We start from the raw sequence: 20,648 nt of genomic DNA, 5'->3' as shown, positions 1-20,648 counted from the left end.
GCGACCTCAGAGTGCCGTGACCGCCTCTTCAGGTGTGCGACCGGAGCCCAACAGGCCGATCAGATGAGCTGCCTGCTGGACGCGCCCCTCTACGAGAGTGAATCCAGCTGCGGTGTCCACTGCCGCGAGCGCGTATGCATGCCGACGTTTCGACCATGCGTCGGCTTCAACGACGTCCCGTGAGGCTTTGACTCGCTGGTCGGCTTGCTGGCTGAGGTGTGCGAGCCTGGTGGACAGCGTGGCTGCGTCGCTGAGACTGATGTCTGACGGTTGCAGGTCGAGCTCTGCGACCGCAGTCTGCGCGATCGGCTGACCTGACTGGAAGGCCAACTCATTGAGGACAGCTGCCTGCCTGTGGAGGCTGTCGTCGTCCAGATGTGCGGTCGCTTCCGAGGTCAGCAGCAGGTGCTCTGAAAACACCTGGTTCGCCTCGTAGGGGTCTGCGTCATCGTCTTTCGGCACACGTGACAGGGCGGCGAAGTACGCGGTGACCGCAGCTGCGGGCACATTTGGCTCATCGGTGAGCTGCGGCCCGTCGTAGCCGCTATGGGTGTGTGAGGCGAAAGAGCCCGGTGTCCCGTTGCCGGGCGTGATCCCGAGGTCTACTCCACGTATCGTTCCTGCTGTCATATTCCTGCCCTCCTTCGTCGGTGTTCACGCATGCATGTGTGCTGCGCTCAGGCGGCTTGGGCCGGGCGTTGGCCGAAACTGCGCAGAACCATCACATCGAGCGGGCTCAGACCGCGGATGAGGAGGCTGTGCTCGCCGTTGTGCTCGAAGGGGACGCCGGCGTTTCGCAGCATTGCGCGCAGGAAGTACTGGATGCGGTCGTACTGGTCGTCGAAGTCGGTCGTCGTGATGAGCAGCACACCGTCGTTGTCTGCGCTGGTGAGGCTTTCGTCTGTGATCTTCACGAGTCCGACCGTCTCTGAGCGGTAGAGGCTGTCGTAGTCGATGTCTGCATCTCGCTCGCCGATCACCACGGCGACGACGTGCAACTGCTCGACATGATCGAGGGCCTGGCGGATGCGTGCGGTGATTCTCTGCGTGGTCATGACGTTCGCCTTTCATCGAATCTGTGTGGCACTGCCTCTGTGCGCGGAAGGTCAGTTCCCTGTTGAGCCGAAACCGCCGTTGCCGCGACCGTCTTCGCTTTCCGGCAGCTCGACCACCTGTTCCAGACGCAGGGCCTCGAAACGGAGAGGAATGAGCTGTGCGACCCGCTGGCCGGCCGTGACAGAGATTGGGTGATCGCCTTGCGCGATCAGCAACAGACGGATGTCGCCGCGGTAGCCCGGGTCGATGATTCCCGGTGCGTTCGCCAGCTGGAGGCCTTCTGCAGCGCACCCAGACCTGATCGCGATCATCCCCATCACGCCGAGAGGCAGAGCGACACGCACACCGGTGGAGACGACTGTCGGGCGCATCCCGGGCGTGACGATCGCAGGTTGTGCGGCGTACAGGTCGATTCCTGCCGATGCCGAGTGACCTCGGCTCAGGTGGGGGCCGGTGTAGCGGAGTGTGTCCATGACAGCCCCCTATGCGGGTCGACGCGCGGGGCGAATCTGGTCGGGGTGCTCTTCTGCTGGATTCGGAGTGTCTGCGCGCTCTGGCCTGGCCGTGTCGGAGAATCAGGTCATGGCTCGGGTCGAGATTGCCTTCACTGTTCCGCTCTATGTCTGCGGGTTCAACGAGCAGCAAGTGCAACGGGTCGCGGGCGAGGGCCCCAGTGTGAGCGCGGCGCAGAGCAGTGCAGAGGCCAGGCTTCCGGACGATGTAGACGTGGTCGACTACTGCGTCTGCGAGGGCTGAGCACTCCCGTTACCCCCACTGCTCGAGAATGATCGAGCCTTTCGGGGTGCTGATCTCCCAGCCTCCATGGTTCAGCTTGGAGTCCACAGCCCAGCGCAGATCCTGCTGATCGTCTGTGGGGTCGAAGCCGAGCTCATCCAGGAACCGCTGAGCAGCATCATCGTCATCGAAGCGACGCTCGGCCACAGCTGTCTCGAAGCCCGACACTCGAAGCTCGTCATCGTCGTCGGTTTTGACCTGGATGCTGCGAATGCCGGGGTTGGTGTCAAGCATCTTGGCCGCCGCCTCCTCGGCGAGCGCGTCGACGTAGACCTGGGCACTCGCCTCCACATCTCGTTCCGCCACTATGAGGTTTCGCGCTGCCTGCGGGTTCGCTTGAACGGGCAGTACATGTGCTGTGTAATCCTCGGTGTCCCACTGAGGCGCTGACTCCAGGTGCTCGTGGGCGTACCCACTGGCGTCAGAGTGGATGGCAAAGTTGTCGAAGTCTTCATCGTGGCCGAGCCGGTCGTTCACGATGTTGCGGACCCCATTGGGACGGTCGTACTCCCAGATGTCCTGCTGTGTGCCGCTCGACTTCCAGACGAACGCTACGGCTTCGGCCTCGCCTTCCTCGGTGTCCCGGTAGATGATCCCCTGCACGTGATCGCCAATATCGCGGAACAGCTCGTCACCGACCTGTTCGATCGCTGCGCGCCCACGGGCTGCGCGAGCTTCCTCGAATCGCTCGTGGGCCGTCTGGACCGCCGACTGTCCGATACCCACTTCTGAGCTGGTCTGAGTCTTGGCTGCGAACTGGCCGGCGTGGCCGGTGGCCTGGTTACCGCGTGGATGCTGACTGGGATCGAATGTGCTCATATGTCAGGTTGTGGGCTGCTCGATCAGTCGTTTCAGCATTCCAGTGAAGATCATCTGCTCAGCCATGGTGTCCGCGTCCGTTGCTGGTTCCTTCCAGTCGAGGGCAATACTCAGCCGCTGCTGAGCGCCTGCGGCAGTCTCCGTTCTGGTGGAGGTGAGTCTCGCCCGGCAGGCGTCCGCCGGCATGTCCAGTTGGGTGAGCAGTGGCGCGATGATCGTCTCGTTGAGATGGGTCTCAGCCGCGGCGACTGGGGACAGTTCCTGCCGCTCAAGGCCCACTTCGGCTCCACTCTGGGCCTTGGCCGCGAACTGCCCGGCGTGGCCGGTGGCCTGGTTACCGCGTGGGTGCTGGCTGGGATCGAATGTGCTCATGCCTCACCATGTGGGCTGCAGCAGCACAGGGGCACCGCAGTCAGATCTTTCGGCGCCGCTTCAGCTGGGCCGGAGTGGGCGGGTACTCACGGTCATGAGCTGCCTGCACGGCGGTCATCACCTGGTCGAGTTCACGGAGCATCTTTCGGCCATGCGTGGCTTGTCCCTGCCCGAGCCCGCGGATGACGCTCTCTCGCTGCGCAGCCTGGTCCCCAAAGGCGATGCCACCATAGCCACGCCATTTCCGGCCTCCGTGGTAGTAGAGGCTGGTGTTCCCGAAGGTCTCGCCGGGCAGAGACACCCAGGCCTTCCCTCCGCTGGAGTGGATGTCCATCCGTGTCCGAGCCCATCCGTCTGCGTTGTGCGGGCTGCGGGCCAGTCTGGAGGTGATGTCGTCGGCCAGCAGGGCCGTCTCGATGTTGTTCCCGAGGTCATCAGGACGGCTCGGGAAGACGACGCCAGGCGAGTGATAGATCTTCGGCACATGATAGGTCGAATGTGCGATCCCCTGTTTCCCGGGACCGTTGACGGTGACGTATCCGGTCCCGGACACCGTGCCCATCTTCTCAATGACTTCGATCTCGAATTCGTGGCCTTTGTACTGTAGGCGGCCATGCAGGCGCTCGTACGCTCGCCCGTTCGGGGGCAGGGTCACTGTCTCCGGCTCTAAGTCAAAGGTCACTGAGTCGACCCCGTCGAAAGCCGAGATCGTTCCCGCAGCCCGTTCAATGCTCTCAGAGGTCCAGAGCCCAGAGCCTGTGGGCGTGGCGTGGCTGAGCCCGATCTCCGCGTCGGTCTGGGCCTTGGCCGCGAACTGCCCGGCATGGCCGGTGGCCTGGTTACCGCGTGGGTGCTGACTGGGATCGAATGTGCTCATGCGCCAGATTGTGGACTGCTGCGGCACAGTGGTGACGAGGTCAGTGTTTCCTCCGCTGTTTGAGCCGGGGGCTGCGGGTATTCGCGACCATCACCTGGCTGGGGACAAATGCGTCCACCGAGCGGAATACGGAACGATCCATGCCTGATGAGTGCCCAGCTTGAGACTGTCCCGCGCATATGTGCGCTTGAAGTCACATCAGCACATGGGGTTACAGCCTCAGGACGACAAGGATGACGATGAAGCTCTCACCGAAGGCTGCCGCACTGCGAGCCCTGCTCGCCTACGCCACCGGCACCGACGCTCTCCCTACCTACGAGGCCCCCGGCCCGCGGCACCCGCACGGCCGAGAGGTCGCACCCTACTGGCGGATCATCCTCGAATCGGCTGTGCCTCGCCGCGACCTGCTGAAGACGGCCCGCGTTCTCGAGGCAGCCGGGGTGTACGGACTCGACCTTGACGAGCCGGAGCAGACGACCTCACTCATCTCCCGCGCATGGGCGGGCACCGAGGAGCGGCGCACCGATACCAGCGAGCGAGCCTATGAGGTCTGGCTGACTCTCCACGCCGCCCGCATCCCGGACCCGTGGATGCCGGTCGCGATCGCAGCGCACGGCGGCTGGCACCGACTCGATGAAGAGCTGATCGACGCGATGCGGCACTGAGCGCGTGGGTCAGCTGGAAGCAGAGTTGACCTGACGGCCGCAGCACGCGCACAGGTGTAGTCATGACACGTTCGCATCAAACCTTCCCGGCACTCATCGGCATTGGCGGCCACTACCGCTCCGGCAAAGACACGTTCGCAGAACTGCTGCAGGAACATCTACGTCCGCTGACCATCACAGGGTTCTCGGCACCATTGCGTGAGGCGGTCAGCCGACTCAATCCGTATGTCGAGCCGGGTGTCCGTTACCTCGATCTGGAAGCGGAGCGCGGGTTCATCGGAGCGAAAGCCCATCCTGAGGTCCGTAGGCTCTATCAGGCGCTTGGTACCGATGTTGGGCGCAACATCATCGGCGAGGACTGCTGGGTCGACATTGCGCAGAGTCGAATTGCTGCGTTGCGCGGGACCGGGGTGAACGTGGCGATCACAGGTGTCCGTTTCCCGAATGAGCTGGGCATGGTCAAACGCCTCGGTGGGGTGACTGTGTGGATCGAGCGCAAGGTCGAACGGAACCTGTCAGGTCACGCCTCGGAACGTTCCCTCACCTCCGGAGCATTCGACGTCGTCATCGGCAACGACGGCACACTCGAGGACCTCGCGCAGGCTGCGTCCGACTTCGTCCGAGGTCACGTGTACTGACGGCGGTCAGCGGGCCGGCGGCATCGGCGGTATCGGCCCGCGATCCCTCCGTTCAACGCGGTATCGGACCGCCTCAGGGTCATCGGGGTCACTGCCAGGGGCGACTTGCAGCGGCAGTGCCTGCCGTGGTGGTGGGAAGCCGTGCTCCTGCAGCCCCTGGTACGACTGCCCGAACGCAGGAGGCGGTGGTGGCCCGTCATCAAGGCTGACTTCACTGATCGTGAGCTTGCGTGTGGCGAAACGACCGGCATGGCCGGCGTTACCTCGAGGATGCTTGCTGGGATCGAATGCGCTCATACCCACGGATGTGAGCGGCACCAGTTGCCACCGCGCACAGACCGGCTATGTCAGATGACGTATCCCAGGCTGTCTGTGTCAACGATGAGTGCATGATCACCCCAGGGCGTCCGCATCGAACGACAAGCGGACGCATCACTACACCTGCGCCGACGTTCCCCAAAAGCCCGTTAACCGAACGGAAGGTCCTTGGCTGGACGCGTCGAATGAACGCGTGGCTCGCCAGCGAAGGTACTGCTGAACGGACTGCTCGCGGGCTATGCAGTGGCGCCTACGACCCAGGCAACCTTTCGACTGCTGACAGCGAAGAGATCTGTCGGCTCCTGTTCGACCGGAGCTGGAGCGTCATCCGCGGGCACAAGATCATGACCCGAGTGCAGCCGCCCACATACCAGGCATGAGTACCTTCGACCCCTCTCAGCACCCGCGCGGTAACACCTCCACCGGCCACGCCGGGCAGTTCGCGACCAAGGCCCAGTCCGACGCTGAAGTCGGCCTCGGTCAGGAGCTGTCCGCAGCCGATTTTCAGGGGCGACTCGGGAAGGTCGCCGCGGGCCGCTGGGACTATGTGAACACCCCCAATGGGCGATACGAAGATCCTCAGATGGCAGATCTGACGGCGCTTGGAGAACTCGTCCTCGCGGAGACCGGCCAGCGCACGAACCCCGAGGCGTACACCGACACCGTTGAGACCCTCACTGCCGCGCTCGACGTCTTCAACGACTACACACCAGGAACCACACTCAGGCGCATGCGGCCCATGGCTCGACGCCGTGCCGACGCTTGGGTGAGGGGAATGGTGCTCGGCGACCGGTTCACGCTGCGTGAGGCGAGGGCCCTGCAGCTCGAATGGGATGCGGCGCGGGCGAAGGGTGTCAGCGGCGTGGACTTCGTAGACAACCACCCGCGAGGGAAGACCCGCACGATGCAGTAGCAGCCCACATTGCGGGCATGAACACATTCGACCCCACCCAGCATCCGCGCGGTAATCAGACCACCGGCCACGCCGGTCAATTCGCGACCAAGACCCAGACCAGCTCCGAGATCGGACTCGCCGGCGCCGACCCACGCGGCTCCCTGGAGCACCTCATCTCACCAACCTCGACCAACCGTGGCGAGACGGTGCTGTTCAACCCAATGGTCCGGAACATCTCCCAGGAGGCCGGCAGCGATTCGGTCATCAGTGTGTCGATCGGCGCCCGCCATGGTGATCTGAACGGCGCTGGCGGAGCCCTGGTGAACTATCTCAGAGATGATGCCGGCGTCGAAGGCCAGGACCGAGCACGCGCTCTCCTGCGAGACCAGACTGATCGCAAGGTGACCGTGCTCACGCACGGGAATTCAGGGAGCCTGCGTGTCATCGAGGGGCGCGCAATGACGTTGAACGGCACGGACTACCTCCTCCAGAAGGGGAGCCGGTCGAAGGCATACCCAATCGACTCCCTGAACGTGATCGAAGCTCGTGACGGCTACGGTCAGGTCAAGCACTTCGAAGACCAAGCACGTATGGCGGCCTCCGCGATCCCCGACATTGGGAAGGCCACCGTCGACGGCATCCCAGACGATGAGAGCGAACATGACGAGGTCGCCGCAGTCTTCATCTACAACGCACCCAACTTCAACGGTGACCACAGCGGCCGGGGCTCCATCCTGTATGCCACCGACATCACCGAAGACGGAGACGACCCGATCGTCAACGGGGCATTCGTATTCCCGCCTGACTCAGGTCTCATCAGTGAGCACGGCTCCATCCGCCTGTCCGACCTCTCCCGCAACGGTGGCCGCGTCAAAGCGTTCCAGCCGACGACATTCGCCGAGGCACTCGAGTACGGCAGCCAAGTGAACGACGGTGGCCGAAACATGGCAGAACTCTACGCTGAGATCTAAGGCCACTGGGACTTATGACGAACCGACGTAGAAACGGTTGGCCTTCGAGACTGACTAATCCGTTGACTAAAACGGGGTCGAACGGGGTACGATAACTTCCGTTCAGCTGCCGTAGAGTCCGCTGGATCACTGGGATGACTCTTCTTTTGCAACAACGAAGGGTTGTTGGTTCGAGTCCAACCGGGGGAGCTAAAGCCCCAGCCGGTCGAATCATCCTGGCGGGGGCTTTTTTCATGCCCTCCCCCGCATATTTCCGACTCGACCTGATTACCCCATCTTGCCGATAAAAGACGTCAGCTGTGACCGAGCCGTGCTCATCCGAGCAGTAGATGAAAACCTCGTCGACATCGGGTGCGTATTCCAATGCACCAGCAACCATCAGGCTGAGCTCGTCAAAGACTCTTTCGAATGGGCACTGTACTGGTTCCATATCCTGACCTTCTTGAAGGCGTCGACGCTCGTGCCGTGCACTGCTAGCCGTGTTTGATGACTGAGTCCAGGTCCACTTCGTCTGGGCTGGGGCTGGTACCGATCAGGTCGGGGTGTTGGCTGCGCCATGCGGCGAGGTCTTTGGGCAGATACTCCGAGTCGAACCGGTCAGCATCGAGGCCCAGCACCGAGATCACCGCCGCCGCTTCAAAACACCAATACCCAGAATACCGTCCGGAGCCTTGCTTGTTTATCAGCGTATGAGCATTCCACCACCCGAACCCACGGCACTGCTTGTACCAACCACCCAGATACTTCGTGATGATCGCGACCTGCTCGTCGGGGTCGTCGGTATCGAACGCTGACGCCAACAGGCCGTAGGCGGGCCGCTTGGCCGCATCCACGGTGCCGATCTGCCGGTCAGGCACCGCCGAGGCGACCAGTCGGTCCAACAGACGATCATGCCCACCAGGCGACCCCGGCCACGCCCCCACCACAGCCTCGACCCACACTGGGCCAACGCCCAGGCACACACCCAACGACACCAAACGCAACACGCGATAATGATCAGGCAAAGCCGACTCGGGATACGGAAACCAGCCGGAAGCATTCACAGATTCTTCAGGCAGGAGCGATACCCGTCTCCGTGCATCAATAAACGTCGCGAGCATAGGAAAAAACTGCGACCGAAGCTCGTCAAGTGAAATCCCGAACGAGTACCTTTTTAACCACGCAGCAGTAGCACTATTCGACCAGCTCATCACATAAGAGCTAAGAATTCGTGAAGACAGCGTGCGCGAATCTGAGGGCAACAGCACCTGGTCAGCACGTTTGCGGTATATGACTTCAGCGCCATCATCGAACTCGATGGCTTTCCGGTAGAACTCTTCGTCGCGTCGCCAGTCGCGCATTGTCTGGCCTTCCATGACTTCTCCTGTTGTCTCTTGCTGAGTGACTGCAAATCAGCTCCTGACAGATTCAGCGGCTCACAGCAGCACGGTACCGTGTTTGACCTCACAGGCCACAGACCCTGCACCCTCGATACGATTCAAGTGCACCACACCATCCACATCAACACGAGACAACACTCGATCCACGCTGCCCGCCGCATACTGCTCCACGAACGTATCTAGTCCTGACAGCTCGTGGCCGAAGGCCTCGATTTTCCGTGTCTGATCGTCGCCTACCCTGACAGGGCTATTGAGCTCGTCTTCGCTCATTTGCATGCCAGAGTTCCTGGTGTCTGAGCCCCACCACTGCTGCCGGGGTAAGACTGACGATGTCAGTAGTAGGGCGGGCTCAGCCAGTGCCGCGCTCGACCGGCGTGTGTAGGCATGAGACAACGGGGATACGGGGAAGGTGCAGGCGTGGAGCTGATTACCGTCAAGGGGCAACTTGTTGGAGCCATTCCTGAAACTTGTCAGAGGGGCTCACCTGATAGTCAGTAAGCTCAGGGGTTGGAGTAAGGTCCATATCCACGGATCTCGTTGCGACCGCATATCGGATGCGTCCTGCTGTCGGGATCGGGTGTGCGGAGTCTACAGAAGCTTGGATACGTCCCACTTGCGAGACGATGAATTTCAGAAGCGCTCGTTTCATCGCAGAGGAAGTATCTGGCGCCTCAACATGATCTTTCGTTAACAGGGTGCCGTTTTGCACGTATGCAACGTCAGCAGTACGGGTGCCATTCTCATTAGAAAAATAGATGAGGACTTCGTCGACTTGTGGCGCGTATTCTAATGCAGCACTGACCATCTCGCTGACAGCTGTTCCAAGAACTTCTTCAAGAGCACTCAATGGTTCAGAATCTCTCTGCGGCGCATCCAACATCAACTCCATTCTCGATGCTGAACTGCTTCCGTCTACCAGATACTCGATCAACCGGAGGAGCCACATCTCTCTGTGTAATGCTACTGACCATCCTCAAACCGCCAGATCGAAGCTCAAGCGCGGATTGGCTCTCGATGAGTTTGTACTCAAATGGGCTGACATGCGCACCATCGGCGACCAAGTTGTTGAGATGCGTTGAGGTGTCGAAGAGTGTGCGATAGATGATGGATGACTGGTGCCAGAGTTGTGGGAGTGCCATGCCAGCGGCTGAGCCCTGACGTGTGTGACTGTGCCGGTTGAATCTACGCCGATGAACAGACGGCCGTCACCGGCGAACGCCTCACCAAATACGCGCGCAAGCACCCCAGTCGCATCGTTCACCATTTCGCAGGCCCCGCGAACTCGGCGATGATCAACAAATGCGTGCGCATATCCAAACGCTGCAGATGCGAGACGTCCTCGGGCCCACCAGCCGCCAGAATCGGCACATACCCGAAACACTCATCAAACCCAGGAACACCCAGGCGCTCCACCGCCTCAGGAAACGGCGACCACCCCAGCTCCTCAGCCTGTTGCATAGAATCTGGTTCGTCTCGAAGATCCTTCGCAAAGTAGTCCACATCCCGAGAGGCAAGGGTGCGGATCTCACCATGCCTGTAGTCGATAAGCAGCAGATGCCCCCGCCCATCATTCTCGAGTTGCCAGGCGAGGACGTCGCCCATGGCAGTTGTCGCCACCGGCACCACCTCGCCCAGCGTCTGCGCAGTCTGGGCGACCAACTCCATCCACCCATCCAACGGGTCGATCAGCCGCAGAAACCCATCAAACGCGACACCCTGCCCAAACTCACCCCACCACGCCAACACACCCGGCGGCAACACCTTCCGAAACCGACGCCGAGCCCTCTTCGACACCACACCACCAGACGACACAAACCCCGGCAACACATACCGATCATCCACAACCAACCCTCACTTCCCCACCACAACCTCAAAACGCACATCCAGAAACGAACGCTATCGTTCAGAACTCAGCGGATATGCACTCCGTGGGCACCGCATCGGCCAGGATAACGCTGTCGGATCCGTTCATGAACTGCACACCACGCGCTGCCGCGCAGGCCGTGTCGACGCGCAACAGCACCGGATGGTCAGCATGGCGCAACCCCACGATCATCGCTTGTTCCGCACTTGTGGCCAAGTGCACGAACTGCCGTCCCATCGGTTTCAGCCCCTCCTCACGGATGCGCTGCCACGCCTGCGGGGATGTCGCATGGAACAGGACCGAGGGCGGCGTAGAGATGACATTGTGGTCAACGACCGTCGAGAAAGAATGACCGTACGCAGCACGAATCCGGCCACCACTGATCTCCAGCCTCTTCTTCGACTGATGAGCGACCAAGTCACGCACAGTCGACTCTCCGACGCCCTCCAGACCAGCCCGGCCGACAGCAGCAATCACATCCGACAGCTGCGCCCACCCCTGCGCATCGAGCACCAGCCCAAACTCACCAGGCACATGCCGCAACGCCTGCGTCAACAGCTGAGACAACCGCAACTGGTTCACCCCGCTCATGACCGCCTCCACCACCGCCGACGACGAGGCGATACCTTCCACTCCTCGTTGAACAACGGCACCTCCCACTCCAGATACCGGTCATCACCCGCGACGAACAACGCATGCAACTGCTCCGCACGCTCCAACCACGCAGCAAACCCCGACCAATGCCCCCGATACTCCCACCCAGGATCACAAAACGTATGAATCACCAACACCGCCGGATCACCAGTCACATCCGACCCATCAAAACAGAACACATCATCAGTACCATCCATGACAGCGAACGGCACCAACACACGATACGGAAACTGCTCACGTACTATACGTGAGAAGAACTGCTGGTTACCTTCTAGAGCCGAGGTAAAAAACCAAGGCTCTATATCTGGTAGAGGGTCCTCTTCGATGAAGCGTAGAAACGAGGTTGGGAAGTGGAATTCTGACGATGCCGAACACAACATTTCCCTGCATCGTTCATCAGAGGTAAGAACACGTCTTTCTTTACCCAATTGGTACTCCAGTAACCCTCGGTAGCACATCAGACCCCAGTGGGTTCTCCCCAGACCACCCTGCGCCCTGTTTACGAATCCGGTTTGCTACACCTTCACCCCAAGTTGAGACGTCCTGATGAGTCTTGTGGTTTTGCAGTCGCTGCGCCAGCTCCGAATCACCGATGCGGTCACCGGGATTGTGTATTCGGGCTTCGACCGTAGTGTCGGTTTCTCTTGCGGCCCGGATTCTGGTGTTGTCCACACTCGTGACCCGACCGTCCGGCTGCCGTACGACATCGACTCTGTCGCCACGCCATCCACGGCTTCGCATCCCACCCATGATCTCATCGTACGTCCAGCCAGACGGCTTTCGATACGCAACAGTTAGGTATTCTGTGGTCATGGTCTATCAACAGAAGCAGGTCTGGCAGCAGCTTCTCACCGCGGTCGATGCGGACGCGCATGTGCGTGATCTGGTGGGTCAGATGGCCAGTGATCCGCAGGCAGCGTATGCGGGCATGACGGATGATGCGGTGCTCGGTGACGTGTTCTGGTCTGCTGAATCGGTGGATGCGTGGGTGGGGTTGGCAGCACTGCTCGAGGCTGATAATCGGGCGGTGACGATCGATTGGGATGAGCTGCCGACGAATCTGGTCGAGTTGATCGAAGACCTCACGGTTGTCGCGCAGGCCGGCCTGGACGGCTCGAAGCTCGATGCGCTGGTCGAGCTGCTCGACGATCTGGATGCGCCCGGGCTCGACCGCATGATGGTTGCTGTTGCGTTCGTCAACGCGTGGCTGTCACCTGCTGGAATCGTCTTTGTGCATTGGGATACCGATTCTGACTCGTACACCTTTGTGGCTGCAGACGCCGATCATGTCGATGACATCATTTCGGCTGCCGCCGCCTTGGGCAAGGAGGCAGCGCTGCCGACACTTGCCACCGTGCTCGCCTGACCCCAGCGGCCAGGACACCAGCGGCCAGTGGGCGGGGTGTCAGTGGTCGGGGCTGCAGCGTGGTGTCTGGTCGGTCAGCCGGTGATCGTGTTCGCTGGTGCGATCCGCAGAGCAGGGTGCACGCCGGTATCGGTCAAGGCAGCTCCGTACGTGTCGATCATCTGCTGCCAGGGGTGGGGATGCACGGTGCCGTCATCGCTGACGGTGTGCACGAAGTCGACTCTGGGCAGCAGTGCCTCGACTCCTGCGGGCAGTGAGCAGTACGTCACGTACGACCCATCACGGCCCTGGGCGAGCTCGACGGCGGGCACGAAACGCCCCGCCGCCGTGGTCTCGCCCAACACCTCGCGCTGTGCACCGTACCAGCGGGCGTCCCACGAACGAGTCAGCTGTGAGAACCCGACATTCAGGTCAGCGGCCCACGCGTAGCCCTGCCACCGGCTGCCATCAGCCGCGACGGTCAGCGGCCAGCCAGACACCGGAACCCGCACCGCCTGCGAAGCATCCAGGGCCGCGCGCACTGCTTTGCCCAACCCGTCATGGTCGTCGCTGCCGACCAGCACCAACAGGTCTTGGGCGACAGGAATGACCACAGGCCGCCCCGTCACCTGAAACCCGTCAATCGTGGCCGAATCAAGTATGGCAACGGCGATCTGTTCTGGATCGGAGAGAATCCAGGTGCCCGGCTGCACCTGAGACGTCTCGACCGCACGCCCGGAAAACGCCCGCGCACCGGCAGCGACCACCTCACCGAACCCGACACCCCACGCATCCACCATGTCGACACTGACCTGCACCAGACGGTCACCATCATCGATCACCGCACCCACACCCACCCCGGGTGCAAGGGCGAGCACCGCCTGTCTGCTGCCCGGATGACCAGCCGCATCCAAACGCAACCCGGCCACACCCGACACGTCCAGCCCCACCAGACGCAACCGCACCCGGCCAGCTACCGCCTCGAAACTCTCAAACACACCCATCACGCATCTCCCTGACCAACACCAGAACTACCCGCACCAGAAGCGCCCGCGCCCGCCGCACTCGGCAGGGGGCCAATGACTGAGTCCAGGTCCACTTCGTCTGGGCTGGGGCTGGTACCGATCAGGTCCGGGTGCTGGCTGCGCCATGCGGCGAGGTCTTTGGGCAGATACTCCGAGTCGAACCGGTCAGCATCGAGGCACAGCACCGAGATCACCGCCGCCGCCTCGAAACACCAATACCCAAAATAGTTCCCGGAGCCGCGCAGATCTCCCAGCGAGTGGGTGTCCCACCACCACGACTTGCGGCACTGCTTGTACCAACCATCCAGATACTTGGTGATGATCGCCACCTGCTCGTCCGGGACGTCGGTCTCGAACGCTGACGCCAACAGGCCGTAGGCGGGCCGCTTGGCCGCATCCACGGTACCGATCTGCCGGTCAGGCAGCGCCGAGGCCACCAGCCGGTCCAACAGACGATCATGCCCACCAGGCCAGCCCGGCCACGCCTCGACCACCGCACCAACCCACACCGGCCCAACCCCCAAACACACACCCAACGACACCAAACGCAACACACGCTCATAATCCGGCAGGCCCGTATCAGAGTGCGCCAGCCACGACCAGCCCTTCATCTGCTCGACCGTGAACTGGCTCACACGACGACGAGCCTCCACGAACACAGCCACGGTCGGAAACAACCGCTCGCGCAGCACCCCAAGATCCACACCAAACGAATACCGATGCAACCACCCCAACTCCACATTGCCCATCCAAGCGGTGGTATCGGCGATCAGACTCAGTGGTGTCGACTTTCTTTCAGCAACAGGCCAGAGCGTCTCGTTGGAGTACTTTTTGAAGATTGCTGCTTTCCCGTCATCAGCTTTGATCCATTTACGGTAGAACTCTTCGTCGCGTCGCCAGTCGCGCATTGTCTGGCCTCCCATGACTTCTCCTGTTGTCTCTTGCTGAGTGACTGCATATGAGCCCCTGACAGATTCAGCGGCTCACAGCAGCACGGTACCGTGTTTGACCTCACAGGCCACAGACCCTGCACCCTCGATACGATTCAAGTGCACCACACCATCTAACGGGTCGATCAGCCGCAGAAACCCATCAAAGGCGACACCCTGCCTATACTCACCCCACCACGCCAACACACCCGGCGGCAACACCTTCCGAAACCGACGCCGAGCCCTCTTCGACACCACACCACCAGACGACACAAACCCCGGCAACACATACCGACCATCCACAACCAACCCTCACTTCCCCACCACAACCTCAAACCGCACATCCACAAACGAACGCTGCGCCTGCCACTGGGTCAAGTACAACACCCGTCGGCGCTTCTGTCTGATCTTGGCACGTGTTCGACCCCTACCCAGTCAAGAATTGCGCGTAGAAGAGATTGCAACGCAACCAAGGAAGTGACGTAGAGAACTGGTTCTATCGCTACGTCCACAATGTACGTCTGCGGAATAGAGTAGCGAGCCGCTTCCACCTGGTGCGCAACCGAATGAGAAACTACCACTAGTCAAAATGGACGGAATCTCGATCAAGACAATTGAGTTTAAGCTGCTGCGCCTCAAATAGCGATAGAAGTTCTTGAGCAGAATGCTCATGAGAGAGAACAAACTCACATTCCGATTGAGTTATCGGGATCGCTTGCAACCATGAAATTGAGAAGCTGGGAAACGACAAAACATGTGTATGCTCAAAGCTAAACGGAGCAGTCAACAGCAGTCCGGTTGTCGTAATACAATCGTTATACCCCGAGAGAACGCCCTCACAGACAATATCAGGCCGAAGTACTCTGTAACCGGACGCCAGCTGAAATCCACAAGCCGCAATACCGTGACCAATAATATCCCATTGAGAAGCACATACAGCTAGGATCTCAACACGTAGTGGCTGGCCTTCGATTTCAAGTTCATTGTCAAATTGACTAATTCCGATTGACCCGTAGCATGTTTCTCCCAGGGTCGGCGTATCCCGTGCACGTAGTATGTCAATATGCAGTTGCTCATCCTCCTGTGAGTATCGTTCAAACTCAGGTCGATACTCTTGCGGGAGGTGGAAAATGGTCTTACCGATATGCCGAGCCGTATCTAAACGATAATCAGACATTTAGAGCCATCTTCCTGAAATCGAACTCTCATCTCGATTATAAGACCGATCGAGTTTCGTTACTGTGATAGCTGTTCTAGAGGCCGCCAAGGCCCATAGCGAGTTGAACCATCCTGCTCGTCAAAAAGCGTCTCGATCAATCACTCGTGGTGCTTGACGAACCCATGGCAGGGTTCATGCCCCTTACCGCAAAGGCTGCGATACTCTACGGCAACCCCGGTGTTAGGACTTTCAACAAGCCTCTGAGAATCTACAGCTGTCTCGCAGACCTGAACTCGAACGCCCCTACGCAATCCACTTGGCCTCCTGTAGCTATGTGTCTGGCTTCACGGATCAAGAGCACCCCTGTCACACAAGGCACCGGCCCCAAGCACCATGCTCAGCGCCGCCACCTCCACATCAACAAGATCGCCTCCGCATGGGCATAGCAAATCAGGGAGGTCACAAGCAGAACAGGAGCAGCGAACGTCGCGCTCGCGATCACCCAACCCGTCGGACCCGACCGAAACTACCCCGCCACCAAAGCCATGGCTGCGATCACGCGGCAAATGTCTCCCCGTTCGGGTTTCCGTGGCACCTTCTTCTTCATGGTCTTCTTGCTTGGGCGGACGAACATCCAGAAGATCACCGGGAACGCGAGCAGAACCAGGAGTAGGGCTGGGCCATTGCGATGTGAGTAGTCGACCGTGGTGGTCCACGGCACCTGCATCAGCACATACACCAAGGCGGCCACCGACTCGACAAGACCAATCCAGCATAAGCACATCAGGATACCTACCAGCAGACTTCTGGTCTTTTCTAGACGCGCCAAGTCAACACCATTGAGTTCTTCCAAGTCGAGTTTCCGCGCCTCTGGTTCAGGCTTTGGCCCTAGTCAGGGTTGTGTCATTGTGCAGCCCCGTTGTTGGAGTCTGTCGTACCTTGGTTGGGTTCGGGTGCTGCGGCGTTGGCTCCCGTGATGTTCTCTACGACATGCTTTGCCGTGAACTTGGCCGCGTCAACACCTAAGCCTGCGTGCTCGCCCGCGAACGCGGCACCCACATGCGCACCCCACGACGGGTTCGCCCCGGAAATAGCCGCCGCGTCAGGGAACTTCGACAACAGCACACCGTCGGCAGCGTTCGTCACGGAGTACACCCCCACATTCCCCGCGGCACCGAACGCGGCCTGGGTGGCGAAGCCTTTCATGCCTTGGCTGGCTAGTGCACGGGTCGCGGTATCACGCACACTCAAAACAAGGTCCCCAGACACGCGACTCAACATACCAGCCTCGACCCGCAACCCCTGCCCGGCATGCTCGAACAACCCCGTGGCCCCGTCAACACCACGCCTACCTGCATCAGCCGTGAGCGTTCAGGAACAGTGCAGGGCGGGCCGATTCAGCCCAACGCACCACCCTCACGCAAGAACTCATACGACAGGTACAACTGACCAAAAATGAAGGCGCAGGTGCCGAACATGACCAGGACCACGAAAAGAATGAGCGTGAAAACACTCCAGTGCTTGGTCTCTGATTCTGCGGCCTCCTTTGCCTTCTGCTCGGCAGTGCGCGGGCGCACGAACCACCAGAAAGCCAATGGGAACGGGAGCAGGGCTAGGAGTGGGGCACGGCCGTTGCGACGTGAGTATTCCACCGTGGTAGTCCACGGCACCTGGGTCAACACATACACCAACGCGCCCACCGACACGACAAGACCAACCCAGGACAACCAGTTCCAGATCCGTCCGAGTACCTTCCCGGTCTTGTCCCAACGCCCCGGGTCGACACCGCCACTCGCGGCGTCGCTAGCCGCAGACTCCGAGCCTGCCCCTGGTCCAGACTTTGGTTCAGGCTCTGGCCCTGACTGGGGTTGGGGGTGGGTCATTGCGTGGCCCCGTGGCTGGAGTCTGTCGTACCCTGGTTGGGTTCGGGTGCTGCGGCGTTGGCTCCAGTGAGGTTCTCTACGACATGCTTTGCCGTGAACTTGGCCGCGTCAGGGAACTTCGACAACAGGCCACCACCAACAGCATCAAGCCCAGCGTCAAACATGTCATAGTCGTCTTCAGTACCGTTGAGCTGATCCTCGACCACGCCACCGGCCACCTCAGCACCAGGCACTGTCCAGGGCTTTCCGTCGGCAGCGTTCGTCACGGAGTACACCCCCACATTCCCCGCGGCACCGAACGCGGCCTGGGTGGCGAAGCCTTTCATGCCTTGGCTGGCTAGTGCACGGGTCGCGGTTTCACGTACTCCCATAGCAAGATCCCCAGACACGCGACTCAACATACCAGCCTCGACCCGCAACCCCTGCCCGGCATGCTCGAACAACCCCGTGGCCCCGTCAACACCACGCCTACCTGCATCAGCCGTGAGCGTTCAGGAACAGTGCAGGGCGGGCCGATTCAGCCCAACGCACCACCCTCACGCAAGAACTCATACGACAGGTACAACTGACCAAAAATGAAGGCGCAGGTGCCGAACATGACCAGGCCCACGAAGACTAGAATCTTCAAGAAGGTCCAGTCTTCAGCTTCCTCCGTGATGGGCGTCTTCGCCCTGAGCGCTCGAATCTTTTTGATTGGGCGCACGAGCCGCCAGATGATCACCGGGACCCCGAGCAGAACCAAGAGTGGGGCACGGCCGTTGCGACGTGAGTATTCCACCGTGGTAGTCCACGGCACCTGGGTCAACACATACACCACGGCGGCCACCGACACGACAAGGCCAGCCCAAAGCAACCAGTTCCAGATCTGTCCGAGTACCTTCCCGGTCTTGTCCCAACGCCCCGGGTCGACACCGCCACTCGCGGCGTCGCTAGCCGCAGACTCCGAGCCTGCCCCTGGTCCAGACTTTGGTTCAGGCTCTGGCCCTGACTGGGGTTGGGGGTGGGTCATTGCGTGGCCCCGTGGCTGGAGTCTGTCGTACCTTGGTTGGGTTCGGGTGCTGCGGCGTTGGCTCCAGTGAGGTTCTCTACGACATGCTTTGCCGTGAACTTGGCCGCGTCAACACCTAAGCCTGCGTGCTCGCCCGCGAACGCGGCACCCACATGCGCACCCCACGACGGGTTCGCCCCGGAAATAGCGGCAGCGTCAGGGAACTTCGACAACAGGCCACCATCAACAGCATCAAGCAAAACGTCAACCAGGTCATAGTCATTCTCAGGACCGTTGAGCTGGTCCTCGACCACGCCACCGATCACCTCAGCACCAGCCGACGCAACCACCCCCGCGCCCGCTTGGGCAGTATCACCATGAAAGAGCGCTCCGGCTTTTCCGGCTTGGGATCCGAGGCCGCCAGCGGCCGCGCCACCAGCCGCGGCGGCTGCGGCACCAGACACCGTCCAGGGCTTCCCGTCGGCAGCGTTCGTCACGGAGTACACCCCCACATTCCCCGCGGCACCAAACGCGGCCTGGGTGACGAACCCTTTCACACCTTGACTGGCTCCCGCACGCATCGCGGTCTCACGCACACCCAAAACAAGATCCCCAGACACGCGACTCAACATACCAGTCCGGGCCCGCAACCCCTGCCCCGCATGTTCGAACACACCCGTGGCTTGGTCAATACCACGCCTCCCCGCAGCGAGCACGCCTTGATAGATCGGATCATTCCGCACCCCCGAAATGACACCATCAACTGCCCGCCGTGACGCTCCGGCCAGGGCCTCACCCGCACGAGACGCCGCCCTACTCACGCCCGCCACCGCAGCACCCCCGGCCCTACCCACCCCATGCGCAGCACGACTCAACCCCTTGGCCAGGGCCTTCCCGCCTTTGGCGAACGCACCGCCTGGAATGAAGTTCAGCCCCATCGACACCACGAACTCGCCCAACGACATGTTGCCCTTGGCGAACTCAGCAACATCATCAGCAGTCAGCAGCGCCCCCGCACCGAACGCGATACCAGCAGCGATCCACCCCGCTGGACCCGACAGAAACAACCCCGCCACAGCGGCAACCACGACCACCACTGTCGCGACCGTGACCAGCACCTTCCACGCATCAGAGTTGGTGAGCTTCTCCCACCAAGAATCCTTCGGAATCGCACTGTCGGTCGCGGCCTGCAAACGACCCGCCGTGGTATGCGCGTCTTCTTGATACGACTGCTTCGCCTGTGCAACAAGGCGTCTGGCCGCATCCAGCCGCGACTGCGCGTCACCGACCTGGGACGACGCCGACCCCACACGAGAGGCCGCGTCCTGCTGCTGCCGGTACAGAGAACGCACCACAGACCCCGACGGCACCGACAACCCAGAGGGCACCTGATCAGCCGGCGCTGACCCCCACTGCTGAAACACACGGTTCTGCCGGGAATACTCCGACTGGGCCGATTGCTGCTGGGCCTGCGCAGACGCCAACGATGCCTCAGCAGACGCCAGATCGGCCCTCTACACCCGCTCAGTGTGGTCGATTCGGTGTCTCTCATCCAGCTTCTCGTCGAGCTCGGCGAGAATCTCCCGGCACCGTACGACGTCTTCCTGAGTGCCCGAGAGTTCGAACTCGAAGAGCATCGGTCGGCCAGAACGCTGCGCGATCTGTCGTGCGGCTGCCTGGTAGTGTTCGCCAAAATTCCGGTTTCCAGATCCGATGACCCCCACCATGTGTCGTCGGTTCTGCGGCGAGGCCAGAAACCTCAGCACGGCCTTCGGCAGGGTGTCATTGGCCCCGTTGCCCGCTTTGTACGAGGGCGTCAGCAGCACCCAGGGGCCGTCGGTGACGCTGTTGCGCACGTCGTGATCTGAGAGGTCGCGCACATCTCTGTTCAGATGCCCGGCGAAACGTCGCACCAAGCCACTGGCTGATGAGTAGTAGTAGATCGGCGTCTCTCTCATGTTCTCCATCATGCCTCTTGCCTCAGCGTCGATTGGTTCCCTGCCGGCGAGCTGCCGA

General features: G+C 61.0%; 27 protein-coding genes. 6 read left to right on the top strand and 21 right to left on the bottom strand.

Going from position 1 to position 20,648, the window contains the following annotated elements:
• Positions 1-6: 6 nt before the first annotated feature.
• From F8O06_RS04800 to dut, 3 genes are read right to left on the bottom strand one after another with little or no spacing between them, the layout of a single operon-like run.
• Positions 7-630 (bottom strand): hypothetical protein, encoded by a 624-nt coding sequence (locus tag F8O06_RS04800; protein ID WP_158037776.1) that lies wholly within the window; start codon positions 628-630, stop codon positions 7-9.
• A 47-nt stretch (positions 631-677) separates the two neighbouring features.
• Positions 678-1,055, bottom strand: a complete 378-nt coding sequence (locus tag F8O06_RS04795) for a hypothetical protein (RefSeq protein WP_158037775.1) — start codon at positions 1,053-1,055, stop codon at positions 678-680.
• Positions 1,056-1,106: 51 nt separating this feature from the next.
• On the bottom strand, positions 1,107-1,529 hold the full coding sequence (gene dut, locus F8O06_RS04790; RefSeq protein WP_158037774.1) for a dUTP diphosphatase: 423 nt from the start codon (positions 1,527-1,529) through the stop codon (positions 1,107-1,109).
• A gap of 109 nt (positions 1,530-1,638) precedes the next feature.
• Between dut and F8O06_RS12170 the strand changes: the two genes are divergently transcribed.
• Positions 1,639-1,812 (top strand): hypothetical protein, encoded by a 174-nt coding sequence (locus tag F8O06_RS12170; protein WP_192496840.1) that lies wholly within the window; start codon positions 1,639-1,641, stop codon positions 1,810-1,812.
• A gap of 9 nt (positions 1,813-1,821) precedes the next feature.
• Here F8O06_RS12170 and F8O06_RS04785 read toward each other — a convergent pair whose 3' ends face one another.
• Genes F8O06_RS04785 through F8O06_RS04775 form a run of 3 tightly spaced genes read right to left on the bottom strand, consistent with a single transcriptional unit; the run spans position 1,822 to position 3,919 of the window.
• Positions 1,822-2,670 (bottom strand): hypothetical protein, encoded by an 849-nt coding sequence (locus tag F8O06_RS04785; protein WP_158037773.1) that lies wholly within the window; start codon positions 2,668-2,670, stop codon positions 1,822-1,824.
• A gap of 3 nt (positions 2,671-2,673) precedes the next feature.
• Positions 2,674-3,042 carry a hypothetical protein gene (locus tag F8O06_RS04780; protein ID WP_158037772.1) on the bottom strand — a complete coding sequence of 123 codons (369 nt, stop codon included), beginning with the start codon at positions 3,040-3,042 and terminating at the stop codon, positions 2,674-2,676.
• A gap of 40 nt (positions 3,043-3,082) precedes the next feature.
• Positions 3,083-3,919 (bottom strand): hypothetical protein, encoded by an 837-nt coding sequence (locus F8O06_RS04775; protein ID WP_158037771.1) that lies wholly within the window; start codon positions 3,917-3,919, stop codon positions 3,083-3,085.
• Between the two features lie 239 nt (positions 3,920-4,158).
• Here F8O06_RS04775 and F8O06_RS04770 point away from each other — a divergent pair, with 239 nt between their 5' ends.
• The 4 genes from F8O06_RS04770 to F8O06_RS04755 all read left to right on the top strand — a co-directional run bounded on the left by F8O06_RS04770 (position 4,159) and on the right by F8O06_RS04755 (position 7,406).
• The gene (locus tag F8O06_RS04770) at positions 4,159-4,584 is read left to right on the top strand and encodes a hypothetical protein (RefSeq protein WP_158037770.1); all 426 of its coding nucleotides are present in this window, start codon (positions 4,159-4,161) and stop codon (positions 4,582-4,584) included.
• A 62-nt stretch (positions 4,585-4,646) separates the two neighbouring features.
• On the top strand, positions 4,647-5,222 hold the full coding sequence (locus tag F8O06_RS04765) for a hypothetical protein (protein WP_158037769.1): 576 nt from the start codon (positions 4,647-4,649) through the stop codon (positions 5,220-5,222).
• Between the two features lie 694 nt (positions 5,223-5,916).
• A complete protein-coding gene (locus F8O06_RS04760; protein WP_158037768.1) occupies positions 5,917-6,453 on the top strand; it encodes a hypothetical protein in 537 nt (178 codons plus the stop codon).
• Positions 6,454-6,470: 17 nt separating this feature from the next.
• Positions 6,471-7,406 carry a hypothetical protein gene (locus F8O06_RS04755; RefSeq protein WP_158037767.1) on the top strand — a complete coding sequence of 312 codons (936 nt, stop codon included), beginning with the start codon at positions 6,471-6,473 and terminating at the stop codon, positions 7,404-7,406.
• 473 nt (positions 7,407-7,879) lie between these two features.
• Here F8O06_RS04755 and F8O06_RS04750 read toward each other — a convergent pair whose 3' ends face one another.
• The 5 genes from F8O06_RS04750 to F8O06_RS04730 all read right to left on the bottom strand — a co-directional run bounded on the left by F8O06_RS04750 (position 7,880) and on the right by F8O06_RS04730 (position 11,282).
• Complete coding sequence (locus F8O06_RS04750) at positions 7,880-8,761, bottom strand: PoNe immunity protein domain-containing protein (RefSeq protein WP_158037766.1); 882 nt, start codon at positions 8,759-8,761, stop codon at positions 7,880-7,882.
• 60 nt (positions 8,762-8,821) lie between these two features.
• On the bottom strand, positions 8,822-9,055 hold the full coding sequence (locus tag F8O06_RS04745; protein WP_158037765.1) for a hypothetical protein: 234 nt from the start codon (positions 9,053-9,055) through the stop codon (positions 8,822-8,824).
• Between the two features lie 163 nt (positions 9,056-9,218).
• Positions 9,219-9,665 (bottom strand): hypothetical protein, encoded by a 447-nt coding sequence (locus tag F8O06_RS04740; protein WP_158037764.1) that lies wholly within the window; start codon positions 9,663-9,665, stop codon positions 9,219-9,221.
• 377 nt (positions 9,666-10,042) lie between these two features.
• Entirely contained in the window at positions 10,043-10,627 is a 585-nt protein-coding gene (locus F8O06_RS04735) for a T6SS immunity protein Tdi1 domain-containing protein (RefSeq protein ID WP_158037763.1), read from the bottom strand.
• 61 nt (positions 10,628-10,688) lie between these two features.
• A complete protein-coding gene (locus F8O06_RS04730; RefSeq protein WP_158037762.1) occupies positions 10,689-11,282 on the bottom strand; it encodes an RNA 2'-phosphotransferase in 594 nt (197 codons plus the stop codon).
• Positions 11,283-12,114: 832 nt separating this feature from the next.
• Here F8O06_RS04730 and F8O06_RS04725 point away from each other — a divergent pair.
• Complete coding sequence (locus tag F8O06_RS04725) at positions 12,115-12,669, top strand: hypothetical protein (RefSeq protein WP_158037761.1); 555 nt, start codon at positions 12,115-12,117, stop codon at positions 12,667-12,669.
• Positions 12,670-12,743: 74 nt separating this feature from the next.
• Here F8O06_RS04725 and F8O06_RS04720 read toward each other — a convergent pair whose 3' ends face one another.
• From F8O06_RS04720 to nrdI, 10 genes are all read right to left on the bottom strand, one after another.
• On the bottom strand, positions 12,744-13,646 hold the full coding sequence (locus tag F8O06_RS04720) for a hypothetical protein (protein ID WP_158037760.1): 903 nt from the start codon (positions 13,644-13,646) through the stop codon (positions 12,744-12,746).
• A gap of 5 nt (positions 13,647-13,651) precedes the next feature.
• Positions 13,652-14,596, bottom strand: coding sequence for a PoNe immunity protein domain-containing protein (locus F8O06_RS04715; RefSeq protein WP_158037759.1), 945 nt, complete (start codon positions 14,594-14,596; stop codon positions 13,652-13,654).
• A gap of 586 nt (positions 14,597-15,182) precedes the next feature.
• On the bottom strand, positions 15,183-15,779 hold the full coding sequence (locus tag F8O06_RS04710) for a suppressor of fused domain protein (protein WP_158037758.1): 597 nt from the start codon (positions 15,777-15,779) through the stop codon (positions 15,183-15,185).
• 508 nt (positions 15,780-16,287) lie between these two features.
• The gene (locus tag F8O06_RS04705) at positions 16,288-16,614 is read right to left on the bottom strand and encodes a hypothetical protein (protein ID WP_158037757.1); all 327 of its coding nucleotides are present in this window, start codon (positions 16,612-16,614) and stop codon (positions 16,288-16,290) included.
• A 50-nt stretch (positions 16,615-16,664) separates the two neighbouring features.
• Positions 16,665-16,967, bottom strand: coding sequence for a hypothetical protein (locus tag F8O06_RS04700; RefSeq protein WP_158037756.1), 303 nt, complete (start codon positions 16,965-16,967; stop codon positions 16,665-16,667).
• A 191-nt stretch (positions 16,968-17,158) separates the two neighbouring features.
• Positions 17,159-17,413 (bottom strand): hypothetical protein, encoded by a 255-nt coding sequence (locus F8O06_RS04695; protein ID WP_158037755.1) that lies wholly within the window; start codon positions 17,411-17,413, stop codon positions 17,159-17,161.
• A 227-nt stretch (positions 17,414-17,640) separates the two neighbouring features.
• Entirely contained in the window at positions 17,641-17,970 is a 330-nt protein-coding gene (locus tag F8O06_RS04690; RefSeq protein WP_158037754.1) for a hypothetical protein, read from the bottom strand.
• A 191-nt stretch (positions 17,971-18,161) separates the two neighbouring features.
• A complete protein-coding gene (locus F8O06_RS04685) occupies positions 18,162-18,422 on the bottom strand; it encodes a hypothetical protein (RefSeq protein WP_158037753.1) in 261 nt (86 codons plus the stop codon).
• 227 nt (positions 18,423-18,649) lie between these two features.
• Positions 18,650-19,825 (bottom strand): hypothetical protein, encoded by a 1,176-nt coding sequence (locus F8O06_RS04680; protein ID WP_158037752.1) that lies wholly within the window; start codon positions 19,823-19,825, stop codon positions 18,650-18,652.
• Positions 19,826-20,146: 321 nt separating this feature from the next.
• On the bottom strand, positions 20,147-20,590 hold the full coding sequence (gene nrdI, locus F8O06_RS04675; RefSeq protein WP_158037751.1) for a class Ib ribonucleoside-diphosphate reductase assembly flavoprotein NrdI: 444 nt from the start codon (positions 20,588-20,590) through the stop codon (positions 20,147-20,149).
• Between the last annotated feature and the right edge of the window lie 58 nt (positions 20,591-20,648).

It is taken from the genome of Pseudoclavibacter sp. CFCC 14310 (assembly GCF_008831165.1).
GTDB lineage: Bacteria > Actinomycetota > Actinomycetes > Actinomycetales > Microbacteriaceae > Pseudoclavibacter_A.
This window is presented reverse-complemented; position numbering and strand designations above follow the sequence as displayed.

Coding starts and splice junctions, on each gene's coding strand:
- F8O06_RS04800 (WP_158037776.1), bottom strand. CDS start 630: ATGACAGCAGGAACGATACGTGGAGTAGACCTCGGGATCACGCCCGGC.
- F8O06_RS04795 (WP_158037775.1), bottom strand. CDS start 1,055: ATGACCACGCAGAGAATCACCGCACGCATCCGCCAGGCCCTCGATCAT.
- dut (WP_158037774.1), bottom strand. CDS start 1,529: ATGGACACACTCCGCTACACCGGCCCCCACCTGAGCCGAGGTCACTCG.
- F8O06_RS12170 (WP_192496840.1), top strand. CDS start 1,639: ATGGCTCGGGTCGAGATTGCCTTCACTGTTCCGCTCTATGTCTGCGGG.
- F8O06_RS04785 (WP_158037773.1), bottom strand. CDS start 2,670: ATGAGCACATTCGATCCCAGTCAGCATCCACGCGGTAACCAGGCCACC.
- F8O06_RS04780 (WP_158037772.1), bottom strand. CDS start 3,042: ATGAGCACATTCGATCCCAGCCAGCACCCACGCGGTAACCAGGCCACC.
- F8O06_RS04775 (WP_158037771.1), bottom strand. CDS start 3,919: ATGAGCACATTCGATCCCAGTCAGCACCCACGCGGTAACCAGGCCACC.
- F8O06_RS04770 (WP_158037770.1), top strand. CDS start 4,159: ATGAAGCTCTCACCGAAGGCTGCCGCACTGCGAGCCCTGCTCGCCTAC.
- F8O06_RS04765 (WP_158037769.1), top strand. CDS start 4,647: ATGACACGTTCGCATCAAACCTTCCCGGCACTCATCGGCATTGGCGGC.
- F8O06_RS04760 (WP_158037768.1), top strand. CDS start 5,917: ATGAGTACCTTCGACCCCTCTCAGCACCCGCGCGGTAACACCTCCACC.
- F8O06_RS04755 (WP_158037767.1), top strand. CDS start 6,471: ATGAACACATTCGACCCCACCCAGCATCCGCGCGGTAATCAGACCACC.
- F8O06_RS04750 (WP_158037766.1), bottom strand. CDS start 8,761: ATGGAAGGCCAGACAATGCGCGACTGGCGACGCGACGAAGAGTTCTAC.
- F8O06_RS04745 (WP_158037765.1), bottom strand. CDS start 9,055: ATGAGCGAAGACGAGCTCAATAGCCCTGTCAGGGTAGGCGACGATCAG.
- F8O06_RS04740 (WP_158037764.1), bottom strand. CDS start 9,665: ATGTTGGATGCGCCGCAGAGAGATTCTGAACCATTGAGTGCTCTTGAA.
- F8O06_RS04725 (WP_158037761.1), top strand. CDS start 12,115: ATGGTCTATCAACAGAAGCAGGTCTGGCAGCAGCTTCTCACCGCGGTC.
- F8O06_RS04715 (WP_158037759.1), bottom strand. CDS start 14,596: ATGGGAGGCCAGACAATGCGCGACTGGCGACGCGACGAAGAGTTCTAC.
- F8O06_RS04710 (WP_158037758.1), bottom strand. CDS start 15,779: ATGTCTGATTATCGTTTAGATACGGCTCGGCATATCGGTAAGACCATT.
- F8O06_RS04700 (WP_158037756.1), bottom strand. CDS start 16,967: ATGAAAGGCTTCGCCACCCAGGCCGCGTTCGGTGCCGCGGGGAATGTG.
- F8O06_RS04690 (WP_158037754.1), bottom strand. CDS start 17,970: ATGAAAGGCTTCGCCACCCAGGCCGCGTTCGGTGCCGCGGGGAATGTG.
- nrdI (WP_158037751.1), bottom strand. CDS start 20,590: ATGAGAGAGACGCCGATCTACTACTACTCATCAGCCAGTGGCTTGGTG.